22 protein-coding genes are annotated in these 24184 nt (G+C 73.4%); 10 read left to right on the forward strand and 12 right to left on the reverse strand.

What is annotated here, in order from left to right:
• The first annotated feature begins 356 nt into the window (after positions 1–356).
• From ACFVGS_RS34280 to ACFVGS_RS34310, 7 genes are all read left to right on the forward strand, one after another.
• Positions 357–1853 (forward strand): AMP-binding protein, encoded by a 1497-nt coding sequence (locus ACFVGS_RS34280; protein WP_385696068.1) that lies wholly within the window; start codon positions 357–359, stop codon positions 1851–1853.
• Positions 1850–2116 (forward strand): acyl carrier protein, encoded by a 267-nt coding sequence (locus ACFVGS_RS34285; protein ID WP_384418392.1) that lies wholly within the window; start codon positions 1850–1852, stop codon positions 2114–2116. The genes ACFVGS_RS34280 and ACFVGS_RS34285 overlap by 4 nt, the downstream gene beginning before the upstream one ends.
• A 189-nt stretch (positions 2117–2305) precedes the next feature.
• Positions 2306–2680, forward strand: a complete 375-nt coding sequence (locus tag ACFVGS_RS34290; RefSeq protein WP_384418390.1) for an ectoine synthase — start codon at positions 2306–2308, stop codon at positions 2678–2680.
• A gap of 94 nt (positions 2681–2774) precedes the next feature.
• Positions 2775–3908 (forward strand): acyl-CoA dehydrogenase family protein, encoded by a 1134-nt coding sequence (locus ACFVGS_RS34295; RefSeq protein ID WP_384418388.1) that lies wholly within the window; start codon positions 2775–2777, stop codon positions 3906–3908.
• Positions 3909–3951: 43 nt separating this feature from the next.
• A complete protein-coding gene (locus ACFVGS_RS34300) occupies positions 3952–4629 on the forward strand; it encodes a transglutaminase family protein (protein ID WP_385696072.1) in 678 nt (225 codons plus the stop codon).
• Positions 4630–4640: 11 nt separating this feature from the next.
• The gene (locus tag ACFVGS_RS34305) at positions 4641–5459 is read left to right on the forward strand and encodes a maleate cis-trans isomerase (RefSeq protein WP_385696074.1); all 819 of its coding nucleotides are present in this window, start codon (positions 4641–4643) and stop codon (positions 5457–5459) included.
• On the forward strand, positions 5456–5725 hold the full coding sequence (locus ACFVGS_RS34310; protein WP_385696077.1) for a DUF6253 family protein: 270 nt from the start codon (positions 5456–5458) through the stop codon (positions 5723–5725). Before ACFVGS_RS34305 ends, ACFVGS_RS34310 begins: the two co-directional genes overlap by 4 nt.
• A gap of 174 nt (positions 5726–5899) precedes the next feature.
• Here ACFVGS_RS34310 and ACFVGS_RS34315 read toward each other — a convergent pair whose 3' ends face one another.
• The 4 genes from ACFVGS_RS34315 to ACFVGS_RS34330 all read right to left on the reverse strand — a co-directional run bounded on the left by ACFVGS_RS34315 (position 5900) and on the right by ACFVGS_RS34330 (position 9782).
• Entirely contained in the window at positions 5900–7087 is a 1188-nt protein-coding gene (locus tag ACFVGS_RS34315; protein WP_385696080.1) for an IS701 family transposase, read from the reverse strand.
• 336 nt (positions 7088–7423) lie between these two features.
• The gene (locus tag ACFVGS_RS34320; protein ID WP_384418375.1) at positions 7424–7993 is read right to left on the reverse strand and encodes a TetR family transcriptional regulator; all 570 of its coding nucleotides are present in this window, start codon (positions 7991–7993) and stop codon (positions 7424–7426) included.
• 209 nt (positions 7994–8202) lie between these two features.
• On the reverse strand, positions 8203–9162 hold the full coding sequence (locus ACFVGS_RS34325; RefSeq protein WP_384418373.1) for an NAD-dependent epimerase/dehydratase family protein: 960 nt from the start codon (positions 9160–9162) through the stop codon (positions 8203–8205).
• Positions 9159–9782 (reverse strand): ScbR family autoregulator-binding transcription factor, encoded by a 624-nt coding sequence (locus ACFVGS_RS34330; protein ID WP_384418371.1) that lies wholly within the window; start codon positions 9780–9782, stop codon positions 9159–9161. The genes ACFVGS_RS34325 and ACFVGS_RS34330 overlap by 4 nt, the downstream gene beginning before the upstream one ends.
• A 106-nt stretch (positions 9783–9888) precedes the next feature.
• Here ACFVGS_RS34330 and ACFVGS_RS34335 point away from each other — a divergent pair, with 106 nt between their 5' ends.
• The gene (locus tag ACFVGS_RS34335; RefSeq protein ID WP_384418368.1) at positions 9889–10836 is read left to right on the forward strand and encodes a ScbA/BarX family gamma-butyrolactone biosynthesis protein; all 948 of its coding nucleotides are present in this window, start codon (positions 9889–9891) and stop codon (positions 10834–10836) included.
• 7 nt (positions 10837–10843) lie between these two features.
• Here ACFVGS_RS34335 and ACFVGS_RS34340 read toward each other — a convergent pair whose 3' ends face one another.
• The 7 genes from ACFVGS_RS34340 to ACFVGS_RS34370 form a co-directional block, all read right to left on the reverse strand.
• Positions 10844–11977, reverse strand: a complete 1134-nt coding sequence (locus ACFVGS_RS34340) for an acyl-CoA dehydrogenase family protein (RefSeq protein ID WP_384418366.1) — start codon at positions 11975–11977, stop codon at positions 10844–10846.
• Positions 11974–13872: an acetyl/propionyl/methylcrotonyl-CoA carboxylase subunit alpha gene (locus tag ACFVGS_RS34345; protein WP_385696086.1), complete on the reverse strand. Its 1899-nt coding sequence runs from the start codon at positions 13870–13872 to the stop codon at positions 11974–11976. The genes ACFVGS_RS34340 and ACFVGS_RS34345 overlap by 4 nt, the downstream gene beginning before the upstream one ends.
• Before the next feature lie 8 nt (positions 13873–13880).
• Entirely contained in the window at positions 13881–15479 is a 1599-nt protein-coding gene (locus ACFVGS_RS34350; RefSeq protein ID WP_384418360.1) for an acyl-CoA carboxylase subunit beta, read from the reverse strand.
• A complete protein-coding gene (locus ACFVGS_RS34355) occupies positions 15476–17167 on the reverse strand; it encodes an acyclic terpene utilization AtuA family protein (RefSeq protein ID WP_385696088.1) in 1692 nt (563 codons plus the stop codon). The genes ACFVGS_RS34350 and ACFVGS_RS34355 overlap by 4 nt, the downstream gene beginning before the upstream one ends.
• The gene (locus ACFVGS_RS34360; RefSeq protein ID WP_384418355.1) at positions 17164–17958 is read right to left on the reverse strand and encodes a TIGR03084 family metal-binding protein; all 795 of its coding nucleotides are present in this window, start codon (positions 17956–17958) and stop codon (positions 17164–17166) included. Before ACFVGS_RS34360 ends, ACFVGS_RS34355 begins: the two co-directional genes overlap by 4 nt.
• A gap of 159 nt (positions 17959–18117) precedes the next feature.
• Positions 18118–18297 carry a DUF1272 domain-containing protein gene (locus ACFVGS_RS34365; RefSeq protein ID WP_384418353.1) on the reverse strand — a complete coding sequence of 60 codons (180 nt, stop codon included), beginning with the start codon at positions 18295–18297 and terminating at the stop codon, positions 18118–18120.
• 55 nt (positions 18298–18352) lie between these two features.
• Positions 18353–19300, reverse strand: a complete 948-nt coding sequence (locus tag ACFVGS_RS34370) for a DMT family transporter (protein WP_384418350.1) — start codon at positions 19298–19300, stop codon at positions 18353–18355.
• A 285-nt stretch (positions 19301–19585) separates the two neighbouring features.
• Between ACFVGS_RS34370 and ACFVGS_RS34375 the strand changes: the two genes are divergently transcribed.
• Both ACFVGS_RS34375 and ACFVGS_RS34380 read left to right on the forward strand, forming a co-directional pair.
• Positions 19586–20485 carry a LysR family transcriptional regulator gene (locus ACFVGS_RS34375; protein ID WP_385696091.1) on the forward strand — a complete coding sequence of 300 codons (900 nt, stop codon included), beginning with the start codon at positions 19586–19588 and terminating at the stop codon, positions 20483–20485.
• 71 nt (positions 20486–20556) lie between these two features.
• Positions 20557–21471: a hypothetical protein gene (locus tag ACFVGS_RS34380; RefSeq protein WP_385696094.1), complete on the forward strand. Its 915-nt coding sequence runs from the start codon at positions 20557–20559 to the stop codon at positions 21469–21471.
• Here the strand turns inward: ACFVGS_RS34380 and ACFVGS_RS34385 are convergent.
• Positions 21465–24152 (reverse strand): FAD-binding and (Fe-S)-binding domain-containing protein, encoded by a 2688-nt coding sequence (locus tag ACFVGS_RS34385; RefSeq protein ID WP_385696117.1) that lies wholly within the window; start codon positions 24150–24152, stop codon positions 21465–21467. The two genes, ACFVGS_RS34380 and ACFVGS_RS34385, sit on opposite strands and share 7 nt — an antisense overlap.
• Between the last annotated feature and the right edge of the window lie 32 nt (positions 24153–24184).

Here is a 24184-nt window from a genome sequence, read left to right on the forward strand (position 1 = left end):
CCTCAACAACCACCAGCCCCCAACCGGGATTGTTATTTGCCGCGGGGGATGGTTTATTTGTTTACGCGACCGGCAGCCGTCCGGACCCGGCGAGATTCCGGTTCCGGACGGCTGCACCGCGTCGCGGCCTTTTCGCGCACTCAGGACGCGCTCCCGCGAGGCCCGCCCGGCGCGTTCCACATCCCTGACACTTGCTTGTTCAAGCAAAATTGAATGCCGTGGATCACATCCACTTCGCCAAGTAGGTGCTTGACCAAGCATGTACCTGGCCGGATACCTTCGTGCTCGACACCGCAAGATTCGAACAGCCGAGCGACTCCAGTTGTCGCGGCTGAGCCGACCGCAAGGAATCCGCCGTGCCATCGCCTCGCCTGGCCGAGACCGTCGCCGTCCACGGTCACCACCGGCCCCGCAGCATCGCGCTCCACTTCAACGACCAGGCCGTCACCTACGGCCGACTGCACGACCTGACGCAGAACCTGCGCAGCCAACTGCTCCGCCTCGGTCTCCCGGCAGGCAGCACCGTGTGCGTCCCGGCGCACAAGACGCCGCAGACCATCGCCCTGCTGCTCGCCGTGTTCCACGAGGGCCACATCGCCCTGGCCCCCTCCCCCGACCTGGGCAGCGCCGCCCGCGAGCGGATCGCCCGCCAGGCACGGGTCAGCCACCTGCTGACCGTCGACGCCGACGGAGTGCTCGACGCGACGCCCGTGGCGGCCGACGAGGACGAGGCGAGCGGATTCGCGACGCCCGATCCGCAGCGGACGCGGCTGCTCCTGACCACCTCGGGCTCGACCGGCACCCCCAAGATCGTGCCGATCGAGGCCGCCGGGTTCGACGCCTTCGCGGACTGGGCCGTCGACGAGTTCGGCCTGACTCCGGGCGAGACGGCGCTGTCGTACGCGCCCCTCAACTTCGACCTCGCGCTCCTGGACGTGTGGACCTTCCTGCGCCTCGGCGCGACCGTCGTCCTGGTCGACAAGGAGCGGGCCACCGACGCCGCGCACCTGGCCGCACTCGCCGCCGGGCACCGGCTGACCTTCGTCCAGGGCGTGCCGATGATGTACCGGCTGCTCCTCGAGGGCAGCGCGGGCAGCGGCGAGGGCGGTGCGGGCGGCGGCACCTTCGACGCCGTACGCCATGCCGTCTTCACCGGCGACCGGATGCCGGCCGACCTGCTGGCCCCGATCGCCTCGAAGTTCCCCGGCGCCGCCTTCCACAACGTGTTCGGCTGCACGGAGACCAACGACTCCTTCATCCACCGCGTCGACCTCGCCGCGGCCGGGCCGATGCCCATCGGCCGGCCCGTCAGCGGCACCGACGCCCTCGTCCTGGACGCCGACGGACAGCGGCTGCAGGGGGCGGGCACCGGCGAACTGCTGGTGGCCACCCCGTTCCAGACCGGCGGCTACCTGCGCGAGGAGCTGAACGGGTCCGCGTTCACCCGCATCGACGGCCGCGACTTCTACCGCACCGGCGACATCGTCTCCCGCAGCGCCGACGGCCTGTACTTCCTCGAAGGCCGCGCGGACTGGCACGTGAAGGTCCGCGGGGTGCGCACCAACCTCCAGGAGGTGGAGAGCGTGCTCGCGTCCCACCCCGACGTCGCCGAGGCCGTGGTCGTGCCCCTGCCCGACCCGCAGGCCGGCGTCCGACTGCACGCCCACGTCACCCGCCGGCCCGGCACCGGGCTGACCAGCCTGCGGCTGCGCACCCACTCGGGCCGGCATCTGCCCCGCCACGCCATACCGGCCTCGGTGCACCTCACCGACGCCCCGCTGCCCCGTACTTCGACGGGCAAGCCCGACCGGAACCTGATCAAGCAGAACCGTATGAAGGAGATCGACGCATGAGCAGCACGGACATCGCAGGCGAGATCCGCGCCTACGTGGTGGGCCAGTTCCTCGCCGGCGAGGACGCCTCGGACCTGACCGGGGACTACGACCTGATCGACTCCGGCGTCATCGACAGCCTCGGCCTGGTGCGCCTGCTCTCGCACCTCACGCAGGCCTTCGACATCCCCGTCGACGACATCGAGTTCACGCCGGACGACTTCCGCACGCTCGACTCCATCACCGCCGTGGTCGAGTCGCACGCCCCGGCGCGGACCGCCTGACCCCGCCCCTTCCCCACAGCAGCCGTCACCCCCACGCCACAGCTGCACCCGCACCACAGCTGCCCCCCACACACACGGCGCCACCCCCGCCGCAGCAGCACGCGCCACCACGGCAACACCCGCACAGCAACACCCCCACAGCAACACCCACAACCCAGCAGCACCACACCATCCGAAGGAGAAACCGCAATGTTCACTCGCAGCCTCGATGACGTCGCTCCCGTCGAGTGGGGCAACGGCCTCAGCACCCGGCTGCTGACCAAGTCCGACGGCATGGGCTTCGCCGTCTGCGACACGCTCGTGCGCCAGGGCACCACCAGCGCCCTGCAGTACCGCAACCACCTGGAGGCCTGCTACTGCATCGGCGGTTCGGGCGAGGTCGTGGAGAAGGACGGCACCCGCCACAAGATCGTGCCGGGCACCATATACGTCCTCAACGAGCACGACCCGCACTACCTCGTGGCCTCCGACTACGAGGACCTGCACCTGGTGTCGATCTTCAACCCGCCGATCGTCGGCGACGAGAAGCACACCCTGTCCGAGGACGGGTTCTCGCAGTACTGAGCCGCCCAGCCCGGGCCGGCCCGCTTCCCTCCCCCGCTGCGGGCCGGCCCGGGTCCGGGCCCGTCACCCGACCACCGCCGACCTAGGACCCGCCTTGACGACCGATGCCCTGACCGACGACCTCTTCTCCCTCACCGCCCCGTGGGCCGAGCAGCTCAACGCGGACACCCGCGAGCTGGACGCGGCGGGCGCCTTCCCGTACGACAAGTGGAAGGTCCTGCAGCAGACCGGTCTCCTGCGCACGCACTTCGCCGAGGAGTTCGGCGGCGCCGGCCACGGCCTGACGGCGACCATGCGCGCTCTGGAGGGCCTCGGCTACGTCTCCCACGACGCGGGCCTGTCCTTCTCCGCCTCGACCCAGATCGTCTCCGTCGGCGTGCCGCTGCAGCGGTTCGGCAGCCAGGAGCTGAAGGAGCGGTACCTGCCGAGGATCATGTCCGGTGAGGCGATCACCGCGCACGCGATCACGGAGGAGTCCGGCGGATCGGACGCCATGAACCTGTCCGCCACGGCCCGCCGCGACGGCGACCACTACGTGGTCAGCGGCGGCAAGATGTTCATCACCAACGCCCCCGTCGCCGACCTGTTCCTGCTGTACGTGCGCACCGGCAAGCCGGGCCCGTTCGGTCTGACCACGCTGCTCGTCGAGGCCGGCACGCCCGGACTGACCGCGGGCCCCGCGATGGACAAGATCGGCCTGCGCACCAGCCCGGTCGGCACGCTCGCCTTCGACGAGCTGCGCGTCCCGGTCAGTCAGCGGGTCGGGCAGGAGGGCACCGGCTTCCTCGTCCTCGACCACGTCATGAAGCGTGAGGTCCTCTTCGGCTTCTCCATCACGCTCGGGGAGATGACCCGGCGCCTGGAGGAGACCATCGCCTTCGCCCGGAAGCGCCACCAGTTCGGGCAGCCCATCGGCTCCTACCAGGCCGTCTCCCACAAGATCGCCGACATGAAGATGCGGGTCGAGACGGCCCGCAAGTGGCTCGCCGACACCGGCGCGAAGGTCGAGGCCGGCCAGGACGCCGCGCTCGACCTGGCGGCCACCAAGACGATCGTGTCCGAGGCCAACGTGCAGACCGCGCTGGACGCGGTGCAGATCCACGGCGGCCGCGGCGTGCTCACCGAGCACGGCATCGAGCGCGACCTGCGCAACTCGATCGCCGGAACGATCTACTCGGGCACCTCCGAGATCCAGCGCAACCGCATCGCCACCCTCCTCGGCCTCTGACCGCCGGCCTCCGACCGAGCCTCCGACCGCAAGGAATCCCGCAATGACCGACCAGCTGGACCGACTCACCCGGCCCACCGAGTTCCTCGACTACGAGACCGACGCGGTGCAGGCCTTCATCGACCACGCCGTCAAGGACCGCTCCGCGGACCCGACGACCAACGCCATCGAGCTGTACTACGCGGTGCGCGACGACGTCTTCTACGAGGTCTACGGCGCCCCCCTCTCCCGTGAGGGCCTCAAGGCCTCGCACACCGCCACCACCAAGGAAGGGTTCTGCCTGCACAAGTCCGCCCTGTACGCGGCCTCCGTGCGCGCCCTCGGCATCCCGTCCAAGCTCGTCTACGGCGACGTGCGCAACCACCTCGCCTCGCCGCGCCTGCTCCAGCACATCGGCGGCGACGTGTTCTTCCACGGCCTGACCCAGGTCTACCTGAACGGCAAGTGGGTCAAGGCCACCCCGGTGTTCAACAAGATGCTCTGCAAGCTCTACGGCATGCAGGCCCTGGAGTTCGACGGCCTGAGCGACAGCCTCTACCACCCCTTCGACGAGGGCGGCGGCTCCATGGAGTTCCTCACCGACCACGGCGCCTTCGACGACGTCCCCTACGACTTCGTCATCTCCTCCATGCGCAGCAAGCACCCCGGGTTCCTCGACGCGGACGGCACCGGCACCGTCAGCGGCGGCAGCCTGGCCGACGAGTCCGCCCTCACCCGGTAGGAGCATCCACCATGACCGACAGCACCCGCACCGCCGCGCCCACCGACGGCTGGGACGCCTCGACCCGCATCGGCGTCGTCGTGCCGCACGCCGACGTCGGCCCGGAGGCCGAACTGCAGGCCGTCGCCCCCGCCTCCGTGTCGATCCACGGCTCGCGCATCCACTTCGCCGCGATGCGCGCGGGCGGCGAGATGGACGAGAAGATCCCGCACGACCCCGTGCGCTCCTTCGTCGAGCCGCCCTACCTCGACCAGGCCGTGGAGCTGCTCGCCGCGTCCCCGCTGCACGCGCTCACCCTCGGCTTCACCTCCTCCAGCTACGTCCTGAAGGCGAAGGGCGAGGAGGAGCTGTACGAGCGGCTGCGGCCCGTCACCCGCGACCTGCCGATCACCGGCACCACCAAGGCCGCCCGGGCCGCGTTCGACGCGCTGGGCGCCCGCCGGATCGCGGTGGTCAACCCGCCGTGGTTCGACGACAAGCTCTCGGGCCAGGGAGCGGACTACTTCCGGGAGTTCGGCTACGACGTCGTGCACCACGGCCCGTGCGGACTGCCCTCCGACCAGAAGGCCATCACGCCGGACAACCTGTCGGCGTGGATCCGCACCACGGTCGCCGCGCACCGTCCGGACGCCGTCCTCGTCGCCGGCAACGGCATCCGGGCGGTGGGCACCATCAAGCCCCTGGAGGCGGAGCTCGGTTTCCACGTGGTCACCGCGAACCAGGTGATCCTCTGGCACGCCCTGCACCTGGCCGGTGCCGCCGACACCGCCTTCGGCATCACCGACTACGGGCACCTGTTCACCACCGAGCCGAAGGGCGAGGCCGCGTGAGCCTGCTGGACGCCTCCGGTTACGAAGCCGTCTTCGCGACGCCCGAGGGGGACACCTACCGCGTCCCGCTGGTGTGCTGGCGCGAGGACGAGGGCCGGGTGTACGGCATGGTCCTGGTCAAGGGCCAGCTGCGGTGCGCGGACCGGGTACGGCACTTCCTGCGGTACGGCAACCGTGCCGACGCCACGCCGGACGACACCGCCGGCACCGCCGACGCCACCCCCACCGCGTCGCACGCCGCCGTCCTGGCACCGGCACTGCGCTGACGGCGGCGTGGTGCCCGGACAGGACGAGGGGCCCGTGACCCACCGAGGTGGTGTCACGGGCCCCTTCCGTCCACAGGCCGTCCCGCGGCCGTCGCCAGGCCGCGGTCACGCCGTCGCCACTCCTCCGCCGGGCAGTGGTCAGGCCGTCGCCACGTCAGGACGCGGTCAGCAGGATCAGGACGCCGTCAGCAGGGTCAGGTCACGGCGGAAAGAACCCTCGTCCGCCCAGTCCGCGGGCATGCCCAGGGGGCTGTTCCCGTCGGCGGGGACGTCCGAGAGCCGGCTGTGGGCGAAGGCCGCCGAGACGAGCGTCATGTGGTGGTGCCAGCCGGGGAAGGAGCGTCCTTCGAAGTCCTTCAGCCCGAAGTCGCGTTCGAGCAGGTGGACGGCCTCACCGGCGGACGCGGTCCGTTCCGTGTGGCGCACGAGTTCGCCGAGCGGCCGGTCCACCATGTTGGTGAGCCACAGCCGCCCCGGACCGCCCGGCCCGGTGCCGGGCCGCGCGAACAGCCGGAAGGGCTGGGGCCGCTGCTCGGCCGAGCCGAACGGCAGCTGCACCAGCTGGTTGCGGACCAGGCCCCGGACCCGCTCCGCCCCGCTCGGCGAGGCGCCGACGATGCGGGCCGCCGCGCGCACCTGGGCGCGTACGGGCCGGGCGGCGGTGAAGGGGGCCAGCGGCAGGCCGTCGGGGACGGCGACGACGAAGTCGCGCCGGCCCCGGATCAGGCCGTGCAGCAGCGGACGCACGTCCAGGTAGCCGTCGACGTCGACGACCACCGGGACCGGTTCGTGCCGCGAGGTCCGGACCAGCGGTTCGACCAGGTTCAGGACATGGGTCTCGGGCCGGGCCACGGCCTCCTCGGGGACGCGGGCACGCTCCCGCAGGGCACCCTGGGCCCACGCTTCGGGCAGGAGCAGGCTCCAGCCCACCGGGAAGTCGCCCGCGTCCGTCGACAGGAAGACGGCCGTGCCGATCTGGCAGTTGACGGTCCGTCCGGTGTGCGGGATGAACCGGCGGTGCACGCCGCAGGACTTCTCGCCCCGCTTGGGCAGGACGACCGGGGCGACCGTCCAGGCCCGGGGCCGTACCCGGGCCTCGGTCCACTGCCGTAACCGGTCGCAGACCGGCGCCCAGTCCCACGGGCTCTCGTTGATGAACTGGTGCAGCGCCTGCGACGCCGTCGGCGAGTCGCTCGCCGCCGCGGCGATACGGCGCATCGTCTTCTTTCCGGGCGTCCTGAGCAGGCCGAGCACATACGCGTGGGCCCATCTGCGCTGGTCGACCCTGCGCAGATGTCCGAAGAGCTGGTCCGTGAACTCGACGACGGAATCCGCTCCCCCGGATCCGGCGATACCCCTCATAGCCTCTCCCTCCCTCGGTGCGGCAGCTCCGTGTGGGCTGTGCCTCAGATTAAAGAGAATGAGCACTATTTTTCTTCTGAGCGAGTCGTTTTCGGCCGACACTTCGCCAACTTCTGCGAAATTCTTACGCGTTGACCGTTCACGGAATCGCCGGTTCCGCGACCACCGGCCCCGGGACGGCCGGCCCCGGGACAAGCGGCCCAGGCTCCGCACAGGAGGAGGCGACCGCGGGCCGTCGGGCCGCGGCGCGGTGGCGTAGGAGAAGGGCCGGATCCATCCGGACCGGCCCTGTCAACACGAGCTCAGCGCGGGATCAGGCGCGAACTCAGCGCGCGATCAGGCCCGTAGGCCGGGGGCGAGCCGCTGCCAGAGGCTGCCCAGTTCGTCCCTGACCGCCGCGACCGGGAGACCGGACCGCATCCGGGCCCGGGCGCCGGCCAGCAGGTAGGAGATCAGGAGCTGGACGTCGGCCACGACGGCGTCGTCCGCGCCGCCCGCCCGGGCCCGGTCCAGGGCATGGCCGAGGGCGGGGCGCCAGGCCTCCTCCCAGGGCGCGCACTCGTCGGGACACTCGTCCATGAGGCGTACGGTCGCCCGGGCGTGCACGTCCTGCTCCAGGAGGACGGGAAGAACCTGGGTGAGGCGTTCGGCCGCGGCCAGGCCCGGGGCGGCGATCCGCTCCACCTCGCCCAGCGCCGACCGGGCCGCCTCGGCGCCCGCGCCGGCGACGGCGCGGGCCAGCTCCTCCTTGGACAGGAAGTGGAAGGTCAGCGCGCCCGAGGTCACCCCGGCGGCGGTGCTGATGCGCGCCAGGGTGGCGCCGGCGTAGCCGAGCCGCGCGAACTCGCCCGCGGCGGCGGTGATCAGGGCCGACCTGGTCAGCCGCGCCCGTACCTGCCTCACCACAGCGGCACGGCCCGGTGCGGGGCGGCGGGCGCGGTCGGCCGGGTGCCCCGGGCACTGTGTACGAGCTTCACAGCTCCTCCCGCACCTCATGGCCGGCTCCCGTCAGAACGCCCTCACGGTACCCGGCGTTCCTCTTGGTCCGGGCGTCGCTTCCCGGTTACCGGAACGTCTTTGGCACGTTGCCCGAGGCCAGGCGCCTGGGGGGCGTCTCACGCCGCCGCGCGGACGGCGCCGGAACGCCGGTCGAGGTGCGCGCGGTACCAGGGCGCCGCCGCCGCGAGACGGGCCAGCGGGCCGGGGCCCGGGGTGGCGCCGGTCGCGATCCAGATCCCTTCGCTGCGGTACCAGTGGTCGCCCGCCAGCAGGGCGAACTGGCGCTCGCTCACCCCGCCCGGACCGCTGCGCAACCGCTCCAGGCACTCCTCCCACGACCAGTCCTCCAGCGCCGCGGGCAGCACGTCGAGTTCGGAGAGCCTGGCCATCAGGTCGGCGTTGCGCACCGGCGCGGGATGGCTCGCGTGGTGGATGCCCGCGGGCACCGGGTCCGGGGCCAGGACGAGCGCCGCGATCAGCCGCGCCAGGTCGTTCGCGTCGACCATCGACAGCAGCCCGCGGCCGCCGTCCCAGCGGGCGGGCACCCGGTCGAGCAGGTCGGCGAGCGCCGGCACCACCCACCGGTCACCGGCCCCGGTGACGAGGCCGGGCCGCAGGACCGTGCCGCCCGCGGCCAGTACCGCCGTCTCCCCCGCCAGGCGGGAACGGCTGGCGGGGGACACCGGAGCGGGCACGATCTCGTTCACGGTGATGCCGCGGTGCGGGCCCGCGCCGTAGACGGCCGCGGTGGACAGCTGGACGATGCGGCGCACCCCGGCCCGCTCGGCCTCGGCCACGAGCGCCGCCGTGCCGTGGTGGTTGACCGCGTCGCAGGCGGCCTCGTCGCCCGTGACCATGGCCGCCATGTGCACGAGGACGTCCACGCCCTGGGCGAGGCCGCGCAGGGACGCCGGATCGGCCAGGTCGGCCCGGCGGCAGGCGACCCCCGGGACGCTCTTCGAGCGCGCCGCTGTCAGCACCTCGAGGCCGTGGCCCGCGCGGCTCGCCTCGAGGAGCCGGCGCAGCACCTTCGAGCCGATGAAGCCGGTGGCACCGGTCAGCAGGACGGTGGTCATCGTGTGCCCTCCTCGTCGCCGGCGAACTCGAGCCGGGCGATGACGCCGGCCGGGGCGAGCCCGGGCAGCAGGCAGCGCCATACGTTCGTGATGCGCTGGGGCAGGTCGGCCCGGCCGCTGGCGAGCCGCGACATGATCTGCGAGCCGGTGAAGGCGGCCACCAGGGTGGTGGCGAACACCGTGGCGTCGGCCTCCGGAAGGAGTTCGCCACGGTCCCGGGCCGCCGCGAGGTCCTGGGCGAACCGGTCGGCCCACCACTCGTAGATCGAGTACTCCTGCAGCCCCGGCTCGCTCTGCTCCACCGCGAGGCGGACACCGGCGCGCAGCAGGGTGTCGTGCTGGAGCCGCTCGGCCAGGTACAGGGTCAGGTCGAGGAGCCGCTGCAGTCCCGCCTCGCCCTGCGGGAAGTCCAGGTCGGCGGCCTGCTCCTGGATCACGGCGCGGGCCAGGCCCTCCTTGGAGCGGAAGTGGAAGTAGACCGCGCCGGTCGTCACACCGGCCCGGTCGATGATCTTGGTGATGCTCGCGCCCGGGTATCCGACCTCGTCGAAGACCTCCGCCGCCGCCCGCAGCAGCACCTCCCTCGTCCGCACCGCGCGCTCCTGCATGACCCGGGCCATCTGTTCACCTCTCTGCTACAAAAAAAGAATCACCACTATGTTAAATTCAGCGACCGTCAAGCACTAGTCAGGGCGCACCAGTTGAGTCAGTAGGGGGAGAACTGGCATGTCAAAGCTGCACCTTGAGTACGACCGGACCCACGGGGGCAACGGGGTCCCGACGCCCGTCATCCAGGGCCACACCCACAAGACGAATCCGGACGAGGTCCTGCTCACCGACTGGCGGCGAACGGACGAACACGCCTTCGTCGTCCGGGCCCGCTGGCCCCGGGCACACGACTTCTACACCACCCGGCACGGGCTGCACGACCCGCTGCTGCTCAGCGAGACGGTACGCCAGGCGCTGCCGCTGCTCTCGCACGTCGGCTACGAGATACCCCTCGGCCACCAGCTGCTGTGGCACGACTTCCGCTGGGAGCTCGACCCGGAGGCGCTGTACGTGACCGAGCGGGACACCCGGGTCGAACTGCACGTCACGTGCAGCGACCTCAAGTACCGCCGGGGCCGGCCCGCCTCCATGCTCTTAACCGCCCTGGTGCACCGCGCGGGCCGGCAGCTGGCCAGCACCCGCACCCGGTTCGCCATCCAGGACCGCGCCATCTACGAGCGGCTGCGCGGACAGTACGCCGACCTCGACCTCGCGAACGCCCGCGCACTGCCGCCCGCGCCACCGGTGCCCGCGCCCGTGGTGGGACGCACCCGCGCCATGGACGTCACCCTGTCCCCCACCGGCCGCCCGCACCGGTGGCTGCTACGGGTGGACACCAGCCACCCCATCCTGTTCGACCACCGCGTCGACCACGCCCCCGGCATGCTGCTGCTCGAAGCCGGCCGGCAGGCGGCCCAGGCCGTGACCTCACCCGGCGCGAGCGTGGTCGTCGGCATGGACACCGCCTTCATCCGGTACGCCGAGCTCGACGCGCCCTGCGAGATCCGCGCCCACCACTACACCACCGACGAGGCCGGACGGCGCCGCGTGCTGGTCACCGCCCACCAGCACGACGCGGAGATCTTCACCGACATCGTCACCCTGGTCGGCGCGCCGCAGGGCTGAGGCCGGCTCAGTACGACTTGGGCAGCCCCAGCGTCTGATGCGACACGAAGTTCAGGATCATCTCGCGGCTGACCGGGGCGATCCTGGCCACGCGGGCCGCCGTGACCAGGCGGGCGAGGCCGAACTCGCGGGTGAGTCCGTTGCCGCCGAGGGTGTGGACCGACTGGTCGACCGCCTTCACACACGCCTCGGCGGCCGCGTACTTGGCCATGTTCGCGGCCTCGCCCGCCGCCAGGTCGTCGCCCGCGTCGTACAGGGCGGCGGCCTTGCGCATCATCAGGCGGGCCAGTTCGAGCTCGATGTGGGACTGCGCCAGCGGGTGCGCGACGGCCTGGTGGGCGCCGATCGGCGCCTTCCAGACCTGGCGCTCCCTGGCGTACTTCACGGCCTGGGTGAGGGCGTAGCGGCCCATGCCGATCGCGAAGGCGGCCGTCATGATCCGCTCGGGGTTGAGGCCGGCGAAGAGCTGGAGCAGGCCCGCGTCCTCGTCCCCCACCAGCGCGTCGGCGGGAAGGTGCACGTCGTCGAGGACGAGCTCGAACTGCTTCTCGTGCGCCGCCAGCTCCATGTCGATCTGCCGCCGCCCGAAGCCGGGCGTGTCGCGCGGGACGACGAACAGGCAGGCCTTGAGGTTGCCGGTGCGGGCGTCGGAGGTGCGGCCGACGATCAGGGTCGCGTCGGCGATGTCGACGCCGGAGACGAAGACCTTGCGGCCGTTGAGGACCCAGCCGTCCTCGGTGCGGGTGGCCGTGGTCGTGATGCGGTGGGAGTTGGAGCCCGCGTCGGGCTCGGTGATGCCGAAGGCCATGGTGCGGGAGCCGTCGGCCAGCCCCGGCAGCCAGGCCGCCTTCTGCGCGTCCGTGCCGAAGCGGGCGATGACCGTGCCGCAGATCGCGGGCGACACCACCATCATGAGGAGCGGCGCTCCGGCCGCGCCCGCCTCCTCCAGGACGATCGACAGCTCGGCCATGCCGCCGCCCCCGCCGCCGTACTCCTCGGGCAGGTTCACGCCGAGGTAGCCGAGCTTGCCGGCCTCCGCCCACAGGGACGCCCGGTCGAAGCCGGGGCCGTGCCGGTGGCCGAGGGCGGAGACGGCGGCGCGCAGGGCGGTGTGTTCCGGGGACTCGATGAGGGTGCTCATGCGGAGGCCTCCTGGGCTTCGGTCGGTACGCCGGCCAGGTCTTCGGGCTGGACGACGGCGAGCAGGGCGCCGACCTCGACCTGGCGGCCGGGAGCGGCGTGGAGCGCGGTGAGCGTGCCGGCGGCGGGAGCGGTGACCCGGTGCTCCATCTTCATGGCCTCCAGCCAGAGCAGCGGCTGTCCGGCCGTCACCCGGTCGCCGACGGCCAGACCGTCGGCGACCCGGACGACGGTGCCGGGCATGGGCGCGAGCAGCGAGCCGGGTTCCCGCTGTTCCGTGGGTTCGGTGAAGCGGGGCCGGGCGGTGAGCCGGTGCGGGCCGACGTGCACGGTGCCGTCGCCGTACGCGGCCACGTCGAAGTCCCGGACGACGCCGCCGACTTCCAGGCGGACGGCGTGCGGCGTGACGGAGACGGCGCGGACGCCGTCGGGGGCGGTGACGGTGTATCCGCCGCGGCCGTACCGGTAGCGCACCTCGTGTTCGCCGTACGTCTTCACCTGGTCCTGCGACGGCAGGTTCCGCCAGCCGCCGAACCGCCCGGCGCCCTGGGCCGCGTCGGCGAGGGCGGCGGCCACGGCCGCGTGCGCCGCGCCGTCCCGGGGCCGGGTCAGCGCGTCGAGGTGGCGGTCGTAGAAGCCGGTGTCGAGCCGGCCGGGGTCCTGGAAGCCGGGGTGCCGGAGGGAGCCGACGAGCAGGTCCCGGTTGGTGACCGGTCCGTGGATCCGGGCCCGGTCCAGGACGTGCGCCAGCCTGCGCACGGCGGCCTCCCGGGTCGGCGCCCACACGACGACCTTGGCCAGCATGGCGTCGTAGTGCACGGGCACGGAGTCACCCGAGGCGTATCCGGTGTCGACCCGCACGCCCGGCCCCGCCGGGAACTCCAGGGCGTGCAGCACCCCGGTCTGCGGGGTCCAGCCGGCCGCCGGGTCCTCCGCGTAGACGCGCGCCTCGATCGCGTGGCCCCGGGCGGCCGGGGGCTCCGGGTCCAGCGCCGTGCCCTCGGCGACCGCGATCTGGAGGGCGACCAGGTCCACGCCGTGGATCTCCTCCGTCACCGGATGCTCCACCTGGAGGCGGGTGTTCATCTCCAGGAAGTGCGCCCGGCCGTCCGCGACGAGGAACTCGACCGTACCCGCTCCGACGTAGCCGACGGCCTTCGCGGCGGCGGCCGAGCGCGCGTGCAGCTCGTCGACGAGCGCGGCCGGCAGGCCGGGCGCCGGCGCCTCCTCGATCACCTTCTGGTGGCGGCGCTGGAGCGAGCAGTCACGGGTGCCGAGCGTCCACACCGTGCCGTGGGCGTCGGCGAGGATCTGCACCTCGACGTGGCGGCCGTTCTCCACGTACGGCTCGACGAACACCTCTCCGTCCCCGAAGGCGCTCCGCGCCTCGGCCGACGCGGCCGACAACTCTCCTTCGAGTGCGGCGAGTTCGCGTACGACGCGCATGCCGCGCCCGCCGCCGCCCGCCGCCGCCTTCACCAGGACCGGCAGGTCCGCCTCGGTGACGTCCGTCAGCGGCGGGATGCCCATCAGCTCCTTGGCGCGGGTCTTCGACGCCATCGCCTCGATCGCCTCCGGCGGCGGCCCGATCCACACCAGTCCCGCCGCCAGGACGGCCTCCGCGAACTCCCTGTTCTCGGAGAGGAACCCGTAGCCGGGGTGGACGGCGTCGGCGCCGGCCGCGAGGGCGGCCTTCACCACCAGGTCGCCGCGCAGGTAGGTGTCGGCGGGCGCCGCCCCCGGCAGCCGTACCGCCGCGTCGGCCTCCCGCACGTGCAGGGCCTCAGCGTCCGCGTCCGAGTACACCGCCACCGTCGCGATGCCGAGCTCACGGCAGGTGCGGAACACCCGGCACGCGATCTCGCCCCGGTTCGCCACGAGAACTGAAGAGATCACCAGAGGCCTCACATTCGGAAGACGCCGAAGCCGCCGCGCGCGCCCTCGACCGGTGCCGTGTGGATCGCGGACAGGCAGAGCCCGAGGACCGTGCGCGTGTCGCGCGGGTCGATGACCCCGTCGTCGTACAGCCGCCCGGACAGGAACACGGGCAGCGACTCGCTCTCGATCTGCGCCTCGACCATCGCCCGCAGCCCGGCGTCCGCCTCCTCGTCGTACGGCTGCCCCTTCGCCGCCGCGCTCGCCCGGGCGACGAGGGAGAGCACGCCCGCGAGCTGCTGCGGGCCCATGACGGCGGACTTCGCACTGGGCCAGGCGAAGAGGAAGCGCGGGTCGTAGGCCCGGCCGCACATGCCGTAGTGCCCGGCGCCGTACGACGCTCCCATGAGGACGGAGAGATGGGGCACGCGGGAGTTCGCCACCGCGTTGATCATCATCGCGCCGTGCTTGATGATGCCGCCCTGCTCGTACTCCTTCCCCACCATGTAGCCGGTGGTGTTGTGGAGGAACAGCAGCGGGATGTCACGCTGGTTGGCGAGCTGGATGAACTGCGCCGCCTTCTGCGACTCGGCGGAGAACAGCACGCCCTGCGCGTTGGCGAGGACGCCCACCGGGTAGCCGTGCAGCTCCGCCCAGCCGGTCACCAGGCTCGTCCCGTACAGCGGCTTGAACTCGTCGAAGTCGGAGCCGTCCACGATCCGGGCGATCACCTCGCGCGGGTCGAACGGCGTCCTGAGGTCGCCCGGGACGATCCCGAGCAGCTCCTCCTCGTCGTACTTCGGCGGCTCGGCGAACGGCGGATCCGGATGCGCCTTGCGGTGGTTGAGGCGGGCGACGATCCGGCGGGCCTGGCGCAGCGCGTCGGCCTCGTCGACGGCGTAGTGGTCGGCCAGGCCGCTGGTCCGCGCGTGCATCGCGGCACCGCCGAGCGACTCGTCGTCGCTCTCCTCGCCCGTCGCCATCTTCACCAGCGGCGGTCCGCCCAGGAAGACCTTCGACCGCTCCTTGATCATCACGGTGTGGTCGGACATGCCGGGGACGTACGCGCCGCCGGCCGTCGAGTTGCCGAAGACGACCGCGATCGTGGGGATCCCGGCGGCGGAGAGCCGCGTGAGGTCGCGGAAGAGCGCCCCGCCGGGGATGAAGATCTCCTTCTGGGACGGCAGGTCGGCGCCGCCGGACTCGACGAGCGAGATCACCGGGAGCCGGTTGGCGAACGCGATCTCGTTCGCCCGCAGCGCCTTCTTCAGCGTCCACGGGTTGGAGGCGCCGCCGCGCACGGTGGGGTCGTTGGCGGTGATCAGGCACTCGACGCCCTCGACCACCCCGATGCCGGTCACCAGGGACGCCCCTACGGGATATGCGCTGCCCCAGGCCGCGAGCGGCGACAGTTCCAGGAACGGGGTGTCCGGGTCCACGAGCAGTTCGATCCGCTCGCGCGCGAGGAGCTTGCCGCGCCCGCGGTGCCGGGCGGTGTACTTCTCTCCGCCGCCGGCCAGCGCCTTGGCGTGCTCGGCGTCGAGCGCGGCCAGCTTGTCCAGCATGGCGGCGCGGTGGGCCGCGTAGTCGGGTCCGCCGGTGTCGAGGGCGGAGGCGAGGACGGTCATCGGGCTTCCTCCAGGAGGTCCACCGGTACGTCGGTGTGGCGGGAGCGGAGCCATTCGCCGAGGGCCTTGGCCTGCGGGTCGAAGCGGGCCCGGGCGGCCACGCCGTCGCCGAGCAGGCCGGCCACGGTGAAGTTGAGTGCCTTGAGGCCGGGCAGCACGTGCCGGGTGACCGCCAGGTCGCGGGCCTCCGGCAGGAGTTCGCGGAAGTGCTCCACGGTCAGGGCGTGCACGAGCCAGCGCCACGCCCGGTCGCTGCGGACCCAGACGCCGACGTTGGCGTCCCCGCCCTTGTCGCCGCTGCGGGCCCCGGCGATCCGGCCGAGCGGCACCCTGCGGACCGGCCCGGCGGGCGGCGGCGCCGGCAGGTCCGGTTCGGGTACGGGCGCGAGTTCCCTGGTCACGGGCGGTACGGGCACGGGGACGCGGGTCCCGTCGGGCAGCACGGCCGTGTGCGGGACCTCGCCGACCGGCACGTACGCCGTGTCGAACACCCCGTAGGGGGCGCCCTTGCCGGGCGGGGCGGTCACGTGGAAGCCGGGGTAGCTGGCGAGGGCGAGCTCGATCACGGCGCCGGTCAGCGCGCGGCCGACCTTCTCCGGGTCCCGGTCGCGGACGACGAGCCGGAGCAGCGCGCTGGCGGTCTCCTCGGTGCCGGCGTCCTCGTGGTCGGTGCGGGCCAGCTCCCACCGCACCTCGTCGGGCGGCGACGTGGCGAGGGCGTCGGTGACCTGGTCCTGCACGAGCCGCGCCTTGGCCTCGATGTCGAGGCCGGTGAGCACGAAGACGACCTCGTTGCGGAAGCCGCCGAGCCGGCAGCGGCCCGCCTTGAGGGTGGGCGGCGGCGCCTCGCCCCGCACTCCGTCGATCCGCACCCGGTCCGGACCGTCCTGGGTGAGGCGCACGGAGTCGAGGCGGGCGGTGACGTCGGGCCCGGCGTAGCGGGCGCCGGCCGTCTCGTACAGGAGCTGGGCGGTGACGGTGCCGACGTCGACGACGCCGCCCGTGCCCGGGTGCTTGGTGACGACCGCGCTGCCGTCCGCGTACAGCTCCGCGAGCGGGAAGCCGGGGCGGCGGAGCGTGCCCGGTGCGTAGCCGGTGAAGAAGGCGTAGTTGCCGCCGGTGGCCTGGGTGCCGCACTCCAGGACGTGCCCGGCGACGACCGCGCCCGCCAGCTCGTCGTACGCCTCCGGGCCCCAGCCGAAGAACCACTGCGCGGGCCCGGTGACGAGCGCGGCGTCCGTCACCCGGCCCGTGACGACGACGTCGGCTCCGGCCTTGAGGCAGGCCGCGATCCCGGCGCCGCCGAGGTAGGCGTTGGCCGCGAGGACGCCGGGCCCGGCCGGCAGCCGGTCGCCCTCGACGTGGGCGACGCGGGCGGGCACGCCGAGCCGCCCGGCGAGGTCGCGCAGGGCGTCGGCGAGACCGGCGGGATTGAGGCCGCCGGCGTTGGCGACGATCCGCACGCCACGGTCGTGGGCGAGGCCGAGCCCTTCCTCCATCTGCCGCAGGAAGGTCCTGGCATATCCGGCGGCGGGGTCCTTCAGCAGGTCGCGGCCGAGGATGAGCATGGTCAGCTCGGCGAGGTAGTCGCCGGTGAGGACGTCGAGTCCGCCGCCGGTCAGCATCTCGCGGACCGCGTCGAAGCGGTCGCCGTAGAAGCCGGAGGCGTTGCCGATCCGCAGGATCACGCCCCGCCCTCCCTGGGCGCCCGGCCCTCGCCCGCCGGGCCCGCGAAGGCCTGGGCGACGGTGAGCCAGTGCTCGGCGTCGGCGCCGCGGGCGACGAGCGCGGTGTCGGCGCGGTGCACCCGCTGGGTGACGAGCAGACAGAAGTCGAGCGCCGGTCCGGTGATCACCTGGGGCGCGTCGTCGGGGCCGTACGCCCACTCCTCGCCGTCGGGCCCGGTCAGCTCGACGCGGAACGGCTCGGCGGGCGGCGTGAGTCCGCGCACGAGGTACGCGTAGTCCCGGGCCCGCAGCCCGATCCAGGCCACGTGCCGCAGCCGCGCCGTCGGCCTCCGTACGACGCCGAGCGCGTCGGCCACGTCCTGGCCGTGCGCCCAGGTCTCCATCAGACGCGCGGTGGCCAGGGACACGGCGCTCATGGCGGGCCCGTACCAGGGAAAACGCGTCCCCGGCGGGGCCTCGCGCAGCACCTGGTGCAGCCGCTCCCGGCCCGCGCGCCAGCGGGCGAGCAGTTCGGCGGGCGGCCGGGCCGCGCCCTCCTCGGCCCCGTCGTCGACGAAGCGGTCGGGCGCGGCGAGCGCCTTCTCCGTCTCCACGGCGAAGGCCTCGGGGTCGGTGGCCGCGAGCAGCGCGGCGGCGTCGGTCCAGGCGAGGTGCGCGATCTGGTGGGCGACCGTCCAGCGCGGCGCGGGCGTGGGCAGCGCCCACTGCGTGTCGGTCAACTCCCTCACCAGAGCGTCGACTTCCTCGCTCTCGGCACGCAGGTCGTCGAGGACGACGGCGGGGTCGGACACGGTGCGCTCCCCTCGGGGACGGGCGGGTCACGGACGTGCGTGAGGAGCATGGCAGCCGGGGAAGAAACAATCAAGCGTGCTTGCTTGGAATTCTGCGGGAGGCCCGAAACGGGAACAGGGCCGCCGGCGGCGGCCCTGTGCGGAGGGGTGGAGCGGGGTTCAGGAGGCCCGGCGGGGCCTGGCGACCAGTTCGCCGCCGCAGTTGGGGCAGACGTCGTCCATCGCGTCCGAGCACGGGACGCAGAAGGTGCACTCGTACGTACAGATCCGGGCGGGTGCGTCGACGGGCAGGGCGGTCGTCTCGCAGCGTTCGCAACGCTCGCGCATCTCAAGGGCCATGGCGAACATCCTGCGGCCGGACCCGTGGCGGCGGAAACCGGCCACGGGTCAGAGATCAACGGGATCGGGCCACCTGGGTCCGCACGGCGCCCATGCTGGCCGCGATGACCAGGGCGATGGCGAGCGCGTCGGCCAGGCCGAGGGCCTGGTGGAGGACGAGGAAGCCGGCGGTGGCGGCGATGGCCGGTTCCAGGCTCATGAGGATGGCGAAGGTGGGTGCGGGCAGGCGGCGCAGGGCGAGGAGTTCGAGGGTGTAGGGCAGGACGGAGGACATCAGGGCGACGCCGAGGCCGAGACCGATCGTCGCCGGGTCGAGGAGCCTGTCGCCCGCGGACGCGATGCCGAAGGGCAGGCTGACGACCGCGCCGACGGCCATCGCGAGGGCGAGGCCGTCGGCCTGCGGGAAGCGGCGGCCGGTGCGGGCGCTGAAGACGATGTACGCGGCCCACATCGCGCCCGCGGCGAGGGCGAACCCGGCACCGGCCGGGTCGAGCCGGTCGAAGCCGCCGCCGTGGGCACCGCTGAGCAGGACGACGCCGGCGAGGGCGAGCCCGGCCCAGAGGAGGTTCACCAGGCGCCGGGAGGCGACGACGGAGAGGGCGAGCGGGCCGAGCACCTCGAGCGTCACGGCGGCGCCGAGCGGGATCCGGGCGACGGAGAGGTAGAAGAGGATGTTCATGCCGGACATGGCGGCGCCGAAGGCGAGCACGGTGCCCCAGTCGGCACGGCTGTAGCCGCGGACCCTGGGCCGGCAGGCGACCAGGAGGACGGCGGCGGCGAGCACGAGCCGCAGGGTGACGACGCCGAGGGCGCCGGCGCGGGGCATGAGGAGGACGGCCACGGCGGAGCCGAACTGCACGGAGAGGCCGCCGGCGACGACGAGCGCGACGGGACCGAGCCGCCCGGCGGCACGCGGGCCGACGGCGGCACCGGCTGGGGCCGCCGGGACCGTGGCGGGCCGGGCCGCCGGGGAGGCGGATATGTCCTGGACCGGGCTTTCCACCGGGGCGCTCCTAAGCCTTGCTGACGTTCGACGCAGGGTCCAACACAATGGACCACAAGGTCCATCCTAATGGACTAAGGGAACGGGGCCCCGCCCTCTCCGCCCCCACGGGCCCTCAGGGACAACCACAGCCTCAGCCGCAGCCACGGCCCGGGCAGGCCCGGCCCTGGGAGGGACGGGACCGCCCGCCTCGCCACCGATCTCCCGGGCACCGCATCCGGAGCCCGCAGGCCAGCCGAACCGCACCCTCCGCTTCACGCTACGACGCCGGGCGCGGCACCGGAAATGCCGATCGCGCTGCGGTTATGCTCCGCACGCATGAGCCGCACCAGCATCGAGCTCCGCCACCTGCGCTGCTTCCTCGCCATCGCGGAGGAGGGCAACCTCACCCGGGCCGCGGCCCGGCTCCACCTCACCCAGCCCGCCGTCTCCCGCACGCTCGCCTCCCTGGAGAAGGAGCTCGGCGCCCGGCTCGTCGACCGCTCCACGCACCACCTCGCCCTCACCCCCGAGGGCCGCGCCTTCCGCGACCGGGCCGCGGCCGCGGTCGCCGCGTTCGACACGGCCGTCGATCCCGGCCGGCTCCGCCACCGCCCGCTCCGGCTCGGCCACGCGTGGTCGGCCTTCGGCCCGTACACCACTCCCCTCCTGCGCCGCTGGCAGCGGAACCACCCCGAGACCCCGCTCGAACTCCTCCGGATCGACGACCGCACGGCGGGCCTGCTGCGCGGCGAGGTGGACGCGGCACTGCTGCGCGGCCCGGTGGAGATCCCGGGCCTGGTGACCGAACAACTGCTCACCGAGGACCGCGTGGCCGCCCTGCCGGCCGACAGCCCGCTGGCCGCGCGCCCGGAACTCACCCTGACGGAGCTGGCCACCGAGACCGCGGTCCTCAACGCGGTCTCCGGCACCACCACCCTCGACCTCTGGCCTCCCGACGCCCGCCCCCGCACGACCCTCACCGTCGCCAACACCGACGACTGGCTCGCGGCGATCGCCGCTGGCCGCGGCATCGGCGTCTCCTCCGCCTCGACCGCCGCCCTCCACCCCCACCCGGGCGTCACCTACCGCCCCCTCCCCGACGCCCCGCCCCTCCCGGTCCTCCTGGCCTGGCGCGCGACGTCCCGCCACCCGGCGACGGAGGCGCTGGCGGAGCTGGCGCGGGAGATCGCACGGGAAGGATGACGTCACCCGGACGAGCGGTCATATGCCAAAGGCATGCCCGGAGCTGCTGTCACGCCCCTACGTTCGGCCGCATGGTCACTTCCACGCACGAGACCTCGCACCGGATCTTCCAGGACCGCCCGGAGTTACTGCCCCCGGTCTTCGAGCTCCTCGGCGTACCGCTGCCGACCAAAGCGACGGTCGACGTCCTCACCCCGGACGCCACCGAGATCCGCCCGCTGGAGCGTCGCGTCGACACCGTCCTGCGCGTCGAGCCACCCGACGGCGACGGCTTCCTCCTCGCCATCGAGGCGCAGGGCAGACGGGACCGGGAGAAGGCGTCCAGCTGGACGTACTACCTGGGCTACCTCGGGGCGAAATACGGCCTCCCCGCGCTCCTCCTCGTGGTCTGCCAGGACCGCTCCACGGCGAGGTGGGCCACCGGCCCCTTCCGCAGCGGCTACGGGCCGTGGACGGCGATCAGCCTCCACCCGCTCGTCCTCGGCCCGGACAACGTCCCCGTCATCACCGACCCGGCCGAGGCCTCCCGGAACCTCGCGATGACCGCCTTCAGCGCCATGACTCATGGCACGCATCCGGAGGCCCCGTCCATACTGGAGGCGCTGGCGAAGGCGCTGGGCACGGCCGACCGGGCCTCCTTCAAGTACTACTCGGAAATCATGGAGATCGGCCTGGGCGAAACCCCGGCCAGGGACACCTGGAGGCAACTGATGGCTGTAGGCACCTACTTCCCGGGCCGGGGCACCCTCGTCGAGGAGACCTACCTCGAAGGCAAGGCGGACGGCAGGGCGGAGGGCAAGGCCGAAGGCAAGGCGGAGGGCAAAGCCGAGTCTGTCCTGGCGGTGCTGGCGGCACGAGGCATCGAGGTCTCCGAGGCCGACGCCCGCCGGATCACGGAGTGCACCGACACCGAGACGCTCGACCGCTGGCTGGAGCGGGCGATCACCGCCACGCACGTGGCGGAGGTCTTCTCCGTTCCTCAGTAACCCTGGTCCAGCGCCTCCGCCAGGACCTCCGCCACGTGGTGTGGATGGTGTTGCGGGGTCAGGTGGGCGATCTGGGTGCGGCAGGAGAAGCCGTCCGCGAGGACTAGGGCGTCCGGGGGTGCGGCGCGGAGGGACGGGAGGAGCTGGTCCTCGGCGCAGGCGACGGAGACCTCGTAATGGCCGGGCTCGAAGCCGAAGTTGCCCGCGAGCCCGCAGCAGCCGCCGGCCGGTTCGCCGTGCAGGCCCGCACGTCGCCGCAGCCGGCGGTCCGCCGCGTCGCCCAGGACCGCGTGCTGGTGACAGTGGGTCTGGCCGGTGACCGGGCGGTCGATGCGCGGCGGCGTCCAGTCCGGGGCGAGCTCCTCCAGGGCCTCCGCGAAGGTGCGTACGGACGCGGCGAGCCGGGCCGCGCGCGGGTCGTCCGGCAGCAGCTCGGGCAGGTCGGAGCGCAGGGCCGCCGCGCAGGAGGGTTCCAGGACGACCACCGGGCCCTCGACGTCCGCCATGACGTCGAGGGTGCGGCGCATCACCCGCCGCGCCGCGGACAGCCGGCCCGTCGACACGTACGTGAGCCCGCAGCACACCCGGCCGGGCGGCAGGGCGACCCCCAGTCCGGCGGCCTCCAGGACCCGTACCGCCGCCGCGCCCACCTGCGGCGCCAGGTGGTCGGTGAAGGTGTCCGGCCAGAGCGTGAGCGCCGGCGGGCGGCCCGAGGCCCGCTCCCCGAACCAGGACACGAAGGACACCTCCGCCACCCTCGGCAGCTGCCGCTCCGGTGTGACGCCCGCGAGCCACGCCGCGAACGGCAGCCCCATGGCCAGGTTCAGCCCCGTTCCGAAGCGGTCGAGGAGCCGCGGCAGGCCGCCCGTCGTCCAGTGCGAGCGCGGCCGCTTCCAGGGCCGCCCCGCGTAGTACCCGGCCAGGAACTCCGCCTTGTACGCGGCCATGTCGACGCCCACCGGGCAGTCGCTGCGGCAGCCCTTGCACGACAGGCACAGGTCGAGCGCGTCCCGGACCTCCTCCGAGCGCAGCCCGTCCGTGACGATCTCGCCGAGCGCCATCTCGTGCAGGAGCCGGGCCCGGCCGCGCGTGGAGTGCTTCTCCTCCCCCGTCGCCCGGTACGAGGGGCACATCACGCCCGGACCCGAACCCGGCCCCTCCACCCGGCACTTGGCCACCCCCACGCACCGTGCGGCCTCCCGCCCCAGGCCCGCCACCGGCAGCCCCGCGAACCGCAGCCCGGAGTCCAGCGGCTCCGGCCGCACCAGCATGCCGGGGTTCAGACCGCCGTCCGGGTCCCACAGGTCCTTGACCTCGCCGAACAGGGCGACGAGCTCGTCCCCGTACATCCTCGGCAGCAGCTCCGCCCGCGCCTTGCCGTCGCCGTGCTCGCCCGACAGCGAACCGCCGTGCGCCACCACGAGCCCGGCCATCGCCTCCGAGAACTCCCGGAAACGGCCCACCCCTTCACCCGTCCACAGGTCGAAGTCGATGCGCACGTGCACACAGCCGTCGCCGAAGTGCCCGTACGGCGTGCCCCGCAGCCCGTACGCCGCCAACAGGCCCCGGAAATCCCGCAGATAGGCACCCAGCCGGGCCGGCGGCACCGCGCAGTCCTCCCACCCGGGCCAGGCCTCCGTCCGGTCGGGCATCCTCGTCGCCGTCCCGGCCGCGTCCTCCCGGATCCGCCACAGCGCCCGCTGCCCGGCCGGTTCGGTGACCACCGCGGAGTCCAGCGCGTCCGCCGCCCGGACGAGCCCGGCCGCCGCCCCGCGCCCGTCCACCTCCACGAACAGCCACGCCCCGCCCCGCGGCAGCCCTTCCGCGCCCCGGCCCGGCACGAGATCCGCGGCCATCCCCTCGACGGTCAAAGGCCCGTAGGGCAGCAGCCCCGCCGCCGCGTCGGCCGCCGCGCTCTCGTCCGGGTAACCGAGGACGACGAGCACCGGCTCCGCGGGCAGCGGCACCAGACGCACCACCGCCTCCGTCACCACGCCGAGCGTCCCCTCGCTGCCGCAGAAGGACCGGGCCACGTCCGCACCCCGCTCGGGCAGCAGCGCGTCGAGCGCGTAACCGGAGATGCGGCGCGGCAGCCCGGCCGGATAGCCGGTCCGCAGCAGCGCGAGCCGGCCGGCCACCAGCTCCCGCAGGCCGGCCGGTGCGCCCCGCCAGTCCTGCCCGAGGCGCAGCCGCCGCCCGTCGTAGGTGACGACGTCCAGCTCCCGCACGTTGTCGGCGGTGGTGCCCCAGGCCACGGAGTGCGCGCCGCACGCGTTGTTGCCGATCATGCCGCCGAGAGTGCAGCGGCTGTGCGTGGACGGATCGGGGCCGAAGGTCAGCCCGTAGGGGCGGGCCGCCGCCCTGAGCCGGTCGAGCACGAGCCCCGGCCGGACGACGGCCGTGCGCGCCTCCGGGTCGAGCGACACCAGGTCGTTCAGGTGACGGGTGAGGTCGAGCACGACACCCGTTCCGGTGGCCTGCCCGCCGATGGAGGTGCCGCCGCCGCGGGCGACGACCGGCACGCCGTGCGCACGGCAGACCGCCAGCGTGGCGGCGAGGTCGTCGGCGTCGCGCGGGGCGACGACGCCGAGCGGCACACGCCGGTAGTTGGAGGCGTCCATGGAGGTCAGGGCGCGTGCGGTGACGGACAGGTCGACGTCACCGGCGACGGCGGCGCGCAGCTCGCGCGCGAGGGCGGCGTTCGCCGCGGCAC

Source organism: Streptomyces sp. NPDC127114, assembly GCF_042677525.1.
Lineage (GTDB): Bacteria > Actinomycetota > Actinomycetes > Streptomycetales > Streptomycetaceae > Streptomyces.

What these genes read in the sequence shown, in the direction of transcription:
- ACFVGS_RS34300 (WP_385696072.1), top strand. Translation starts at nt 3,952, where the DNA reads ATGACCGACCAGCTGGACCGACTCACCCGGCCCACCGAGTTCCTCGAC.
- ACFVGS_RS34350 (WP_384418360.1), bottom strand. Translation starts at nt 15,479, where the DNA reads ATGACCGTCCTCGCCTCCGCCCTCGACACCGGCGGACCCGACTACGCG.
- ACFVGS_RS34380 (WP_385696094.1), top strand. Translation starts at nt 20,557, where the DNA reads ATGGTCACTTCCACGCACGAGACCTCGCACCGGATCTTCCAGGACCGC.
- ACFVGS_RS34335 (WP_384418368.1), top strand. Translation starts at nt 9,889, where the DNA reads ATGTCAAAGCTGCACCTTGAGTACGACCGGACCCACGGGGGCAACGGG.
- ACFVGS_RS34285 (WP_384418392.1), top strand. Translation starts at nt 1,850, where the DNA reads ATGAGCAGCACGGACATCGCAGGCGAGATCCGCGCCTACGTGGTGGGC.
- ACFVGS_RS34325 (WP_384418373.1), bottom strand. Translation starts at nt 9,162, where the DNA reads ATGACCACCGTCCTGCTGACCGGTGCCACCGGCTTCATCGGCTCGAAG.
- ACFVGS_RS34330 (WP_384418371.1), bottom strand. Translation starts at nt 9,782, where the DNA reads ATGGCCCGGGTCATGCAGGAGCGCGCGGTGCGGACGAGGGAGGTGCTG.
- ACFVGS_RS34375 (WP_385696091.1), top strand. Translation starts at nt 19,586, where the DNA reads ATGCCGATCGCGCTGCGGTTATGCTCCGCACGCATGAGCCGCACCAGC.
- ACFVGS_RS34340 (WP_384418366.1), bottom strand. Translation starts at nt 11,977, where the DNA reads ATGAGCACCCTCATCGAGTCCCCGGAACACACCGCCCTGCGCGCCGCC.
- ACFVGS_RS34365 (WP_384418353.1), bottom strand. Translation starts at nt 18,297, where the DNA reads ATGGCCCTTGAGATGCGCGAGCGTTGCGAACGCTGCGAGACGACCGCC.
- ACFVGS_RS34315 (WP_385696080.1), bottom strand. Translation starts at nt 7,087, where the DNA reads ATGAGGGGTATCGCCGGATCCGGGGGAGCGGATTCCGTCGTCGAGTTC.
- ACFVGS_RS34290 (WP_384418390.1), top strand. Translation starts at nt 2,306, where the DNA reads ATGTTCACTCGCAGCCTCGATGACGTCGCTCCCGTCGAGTGGGGCAAC.
- ACFVGS_RS34305 (WP_385696074.1), top strand. Translation starts at nt 4,641, where the DNA reads ATGACCGACAGCACCCGCACCGCCGCGCCCACCGACGGCTGGGACGCC.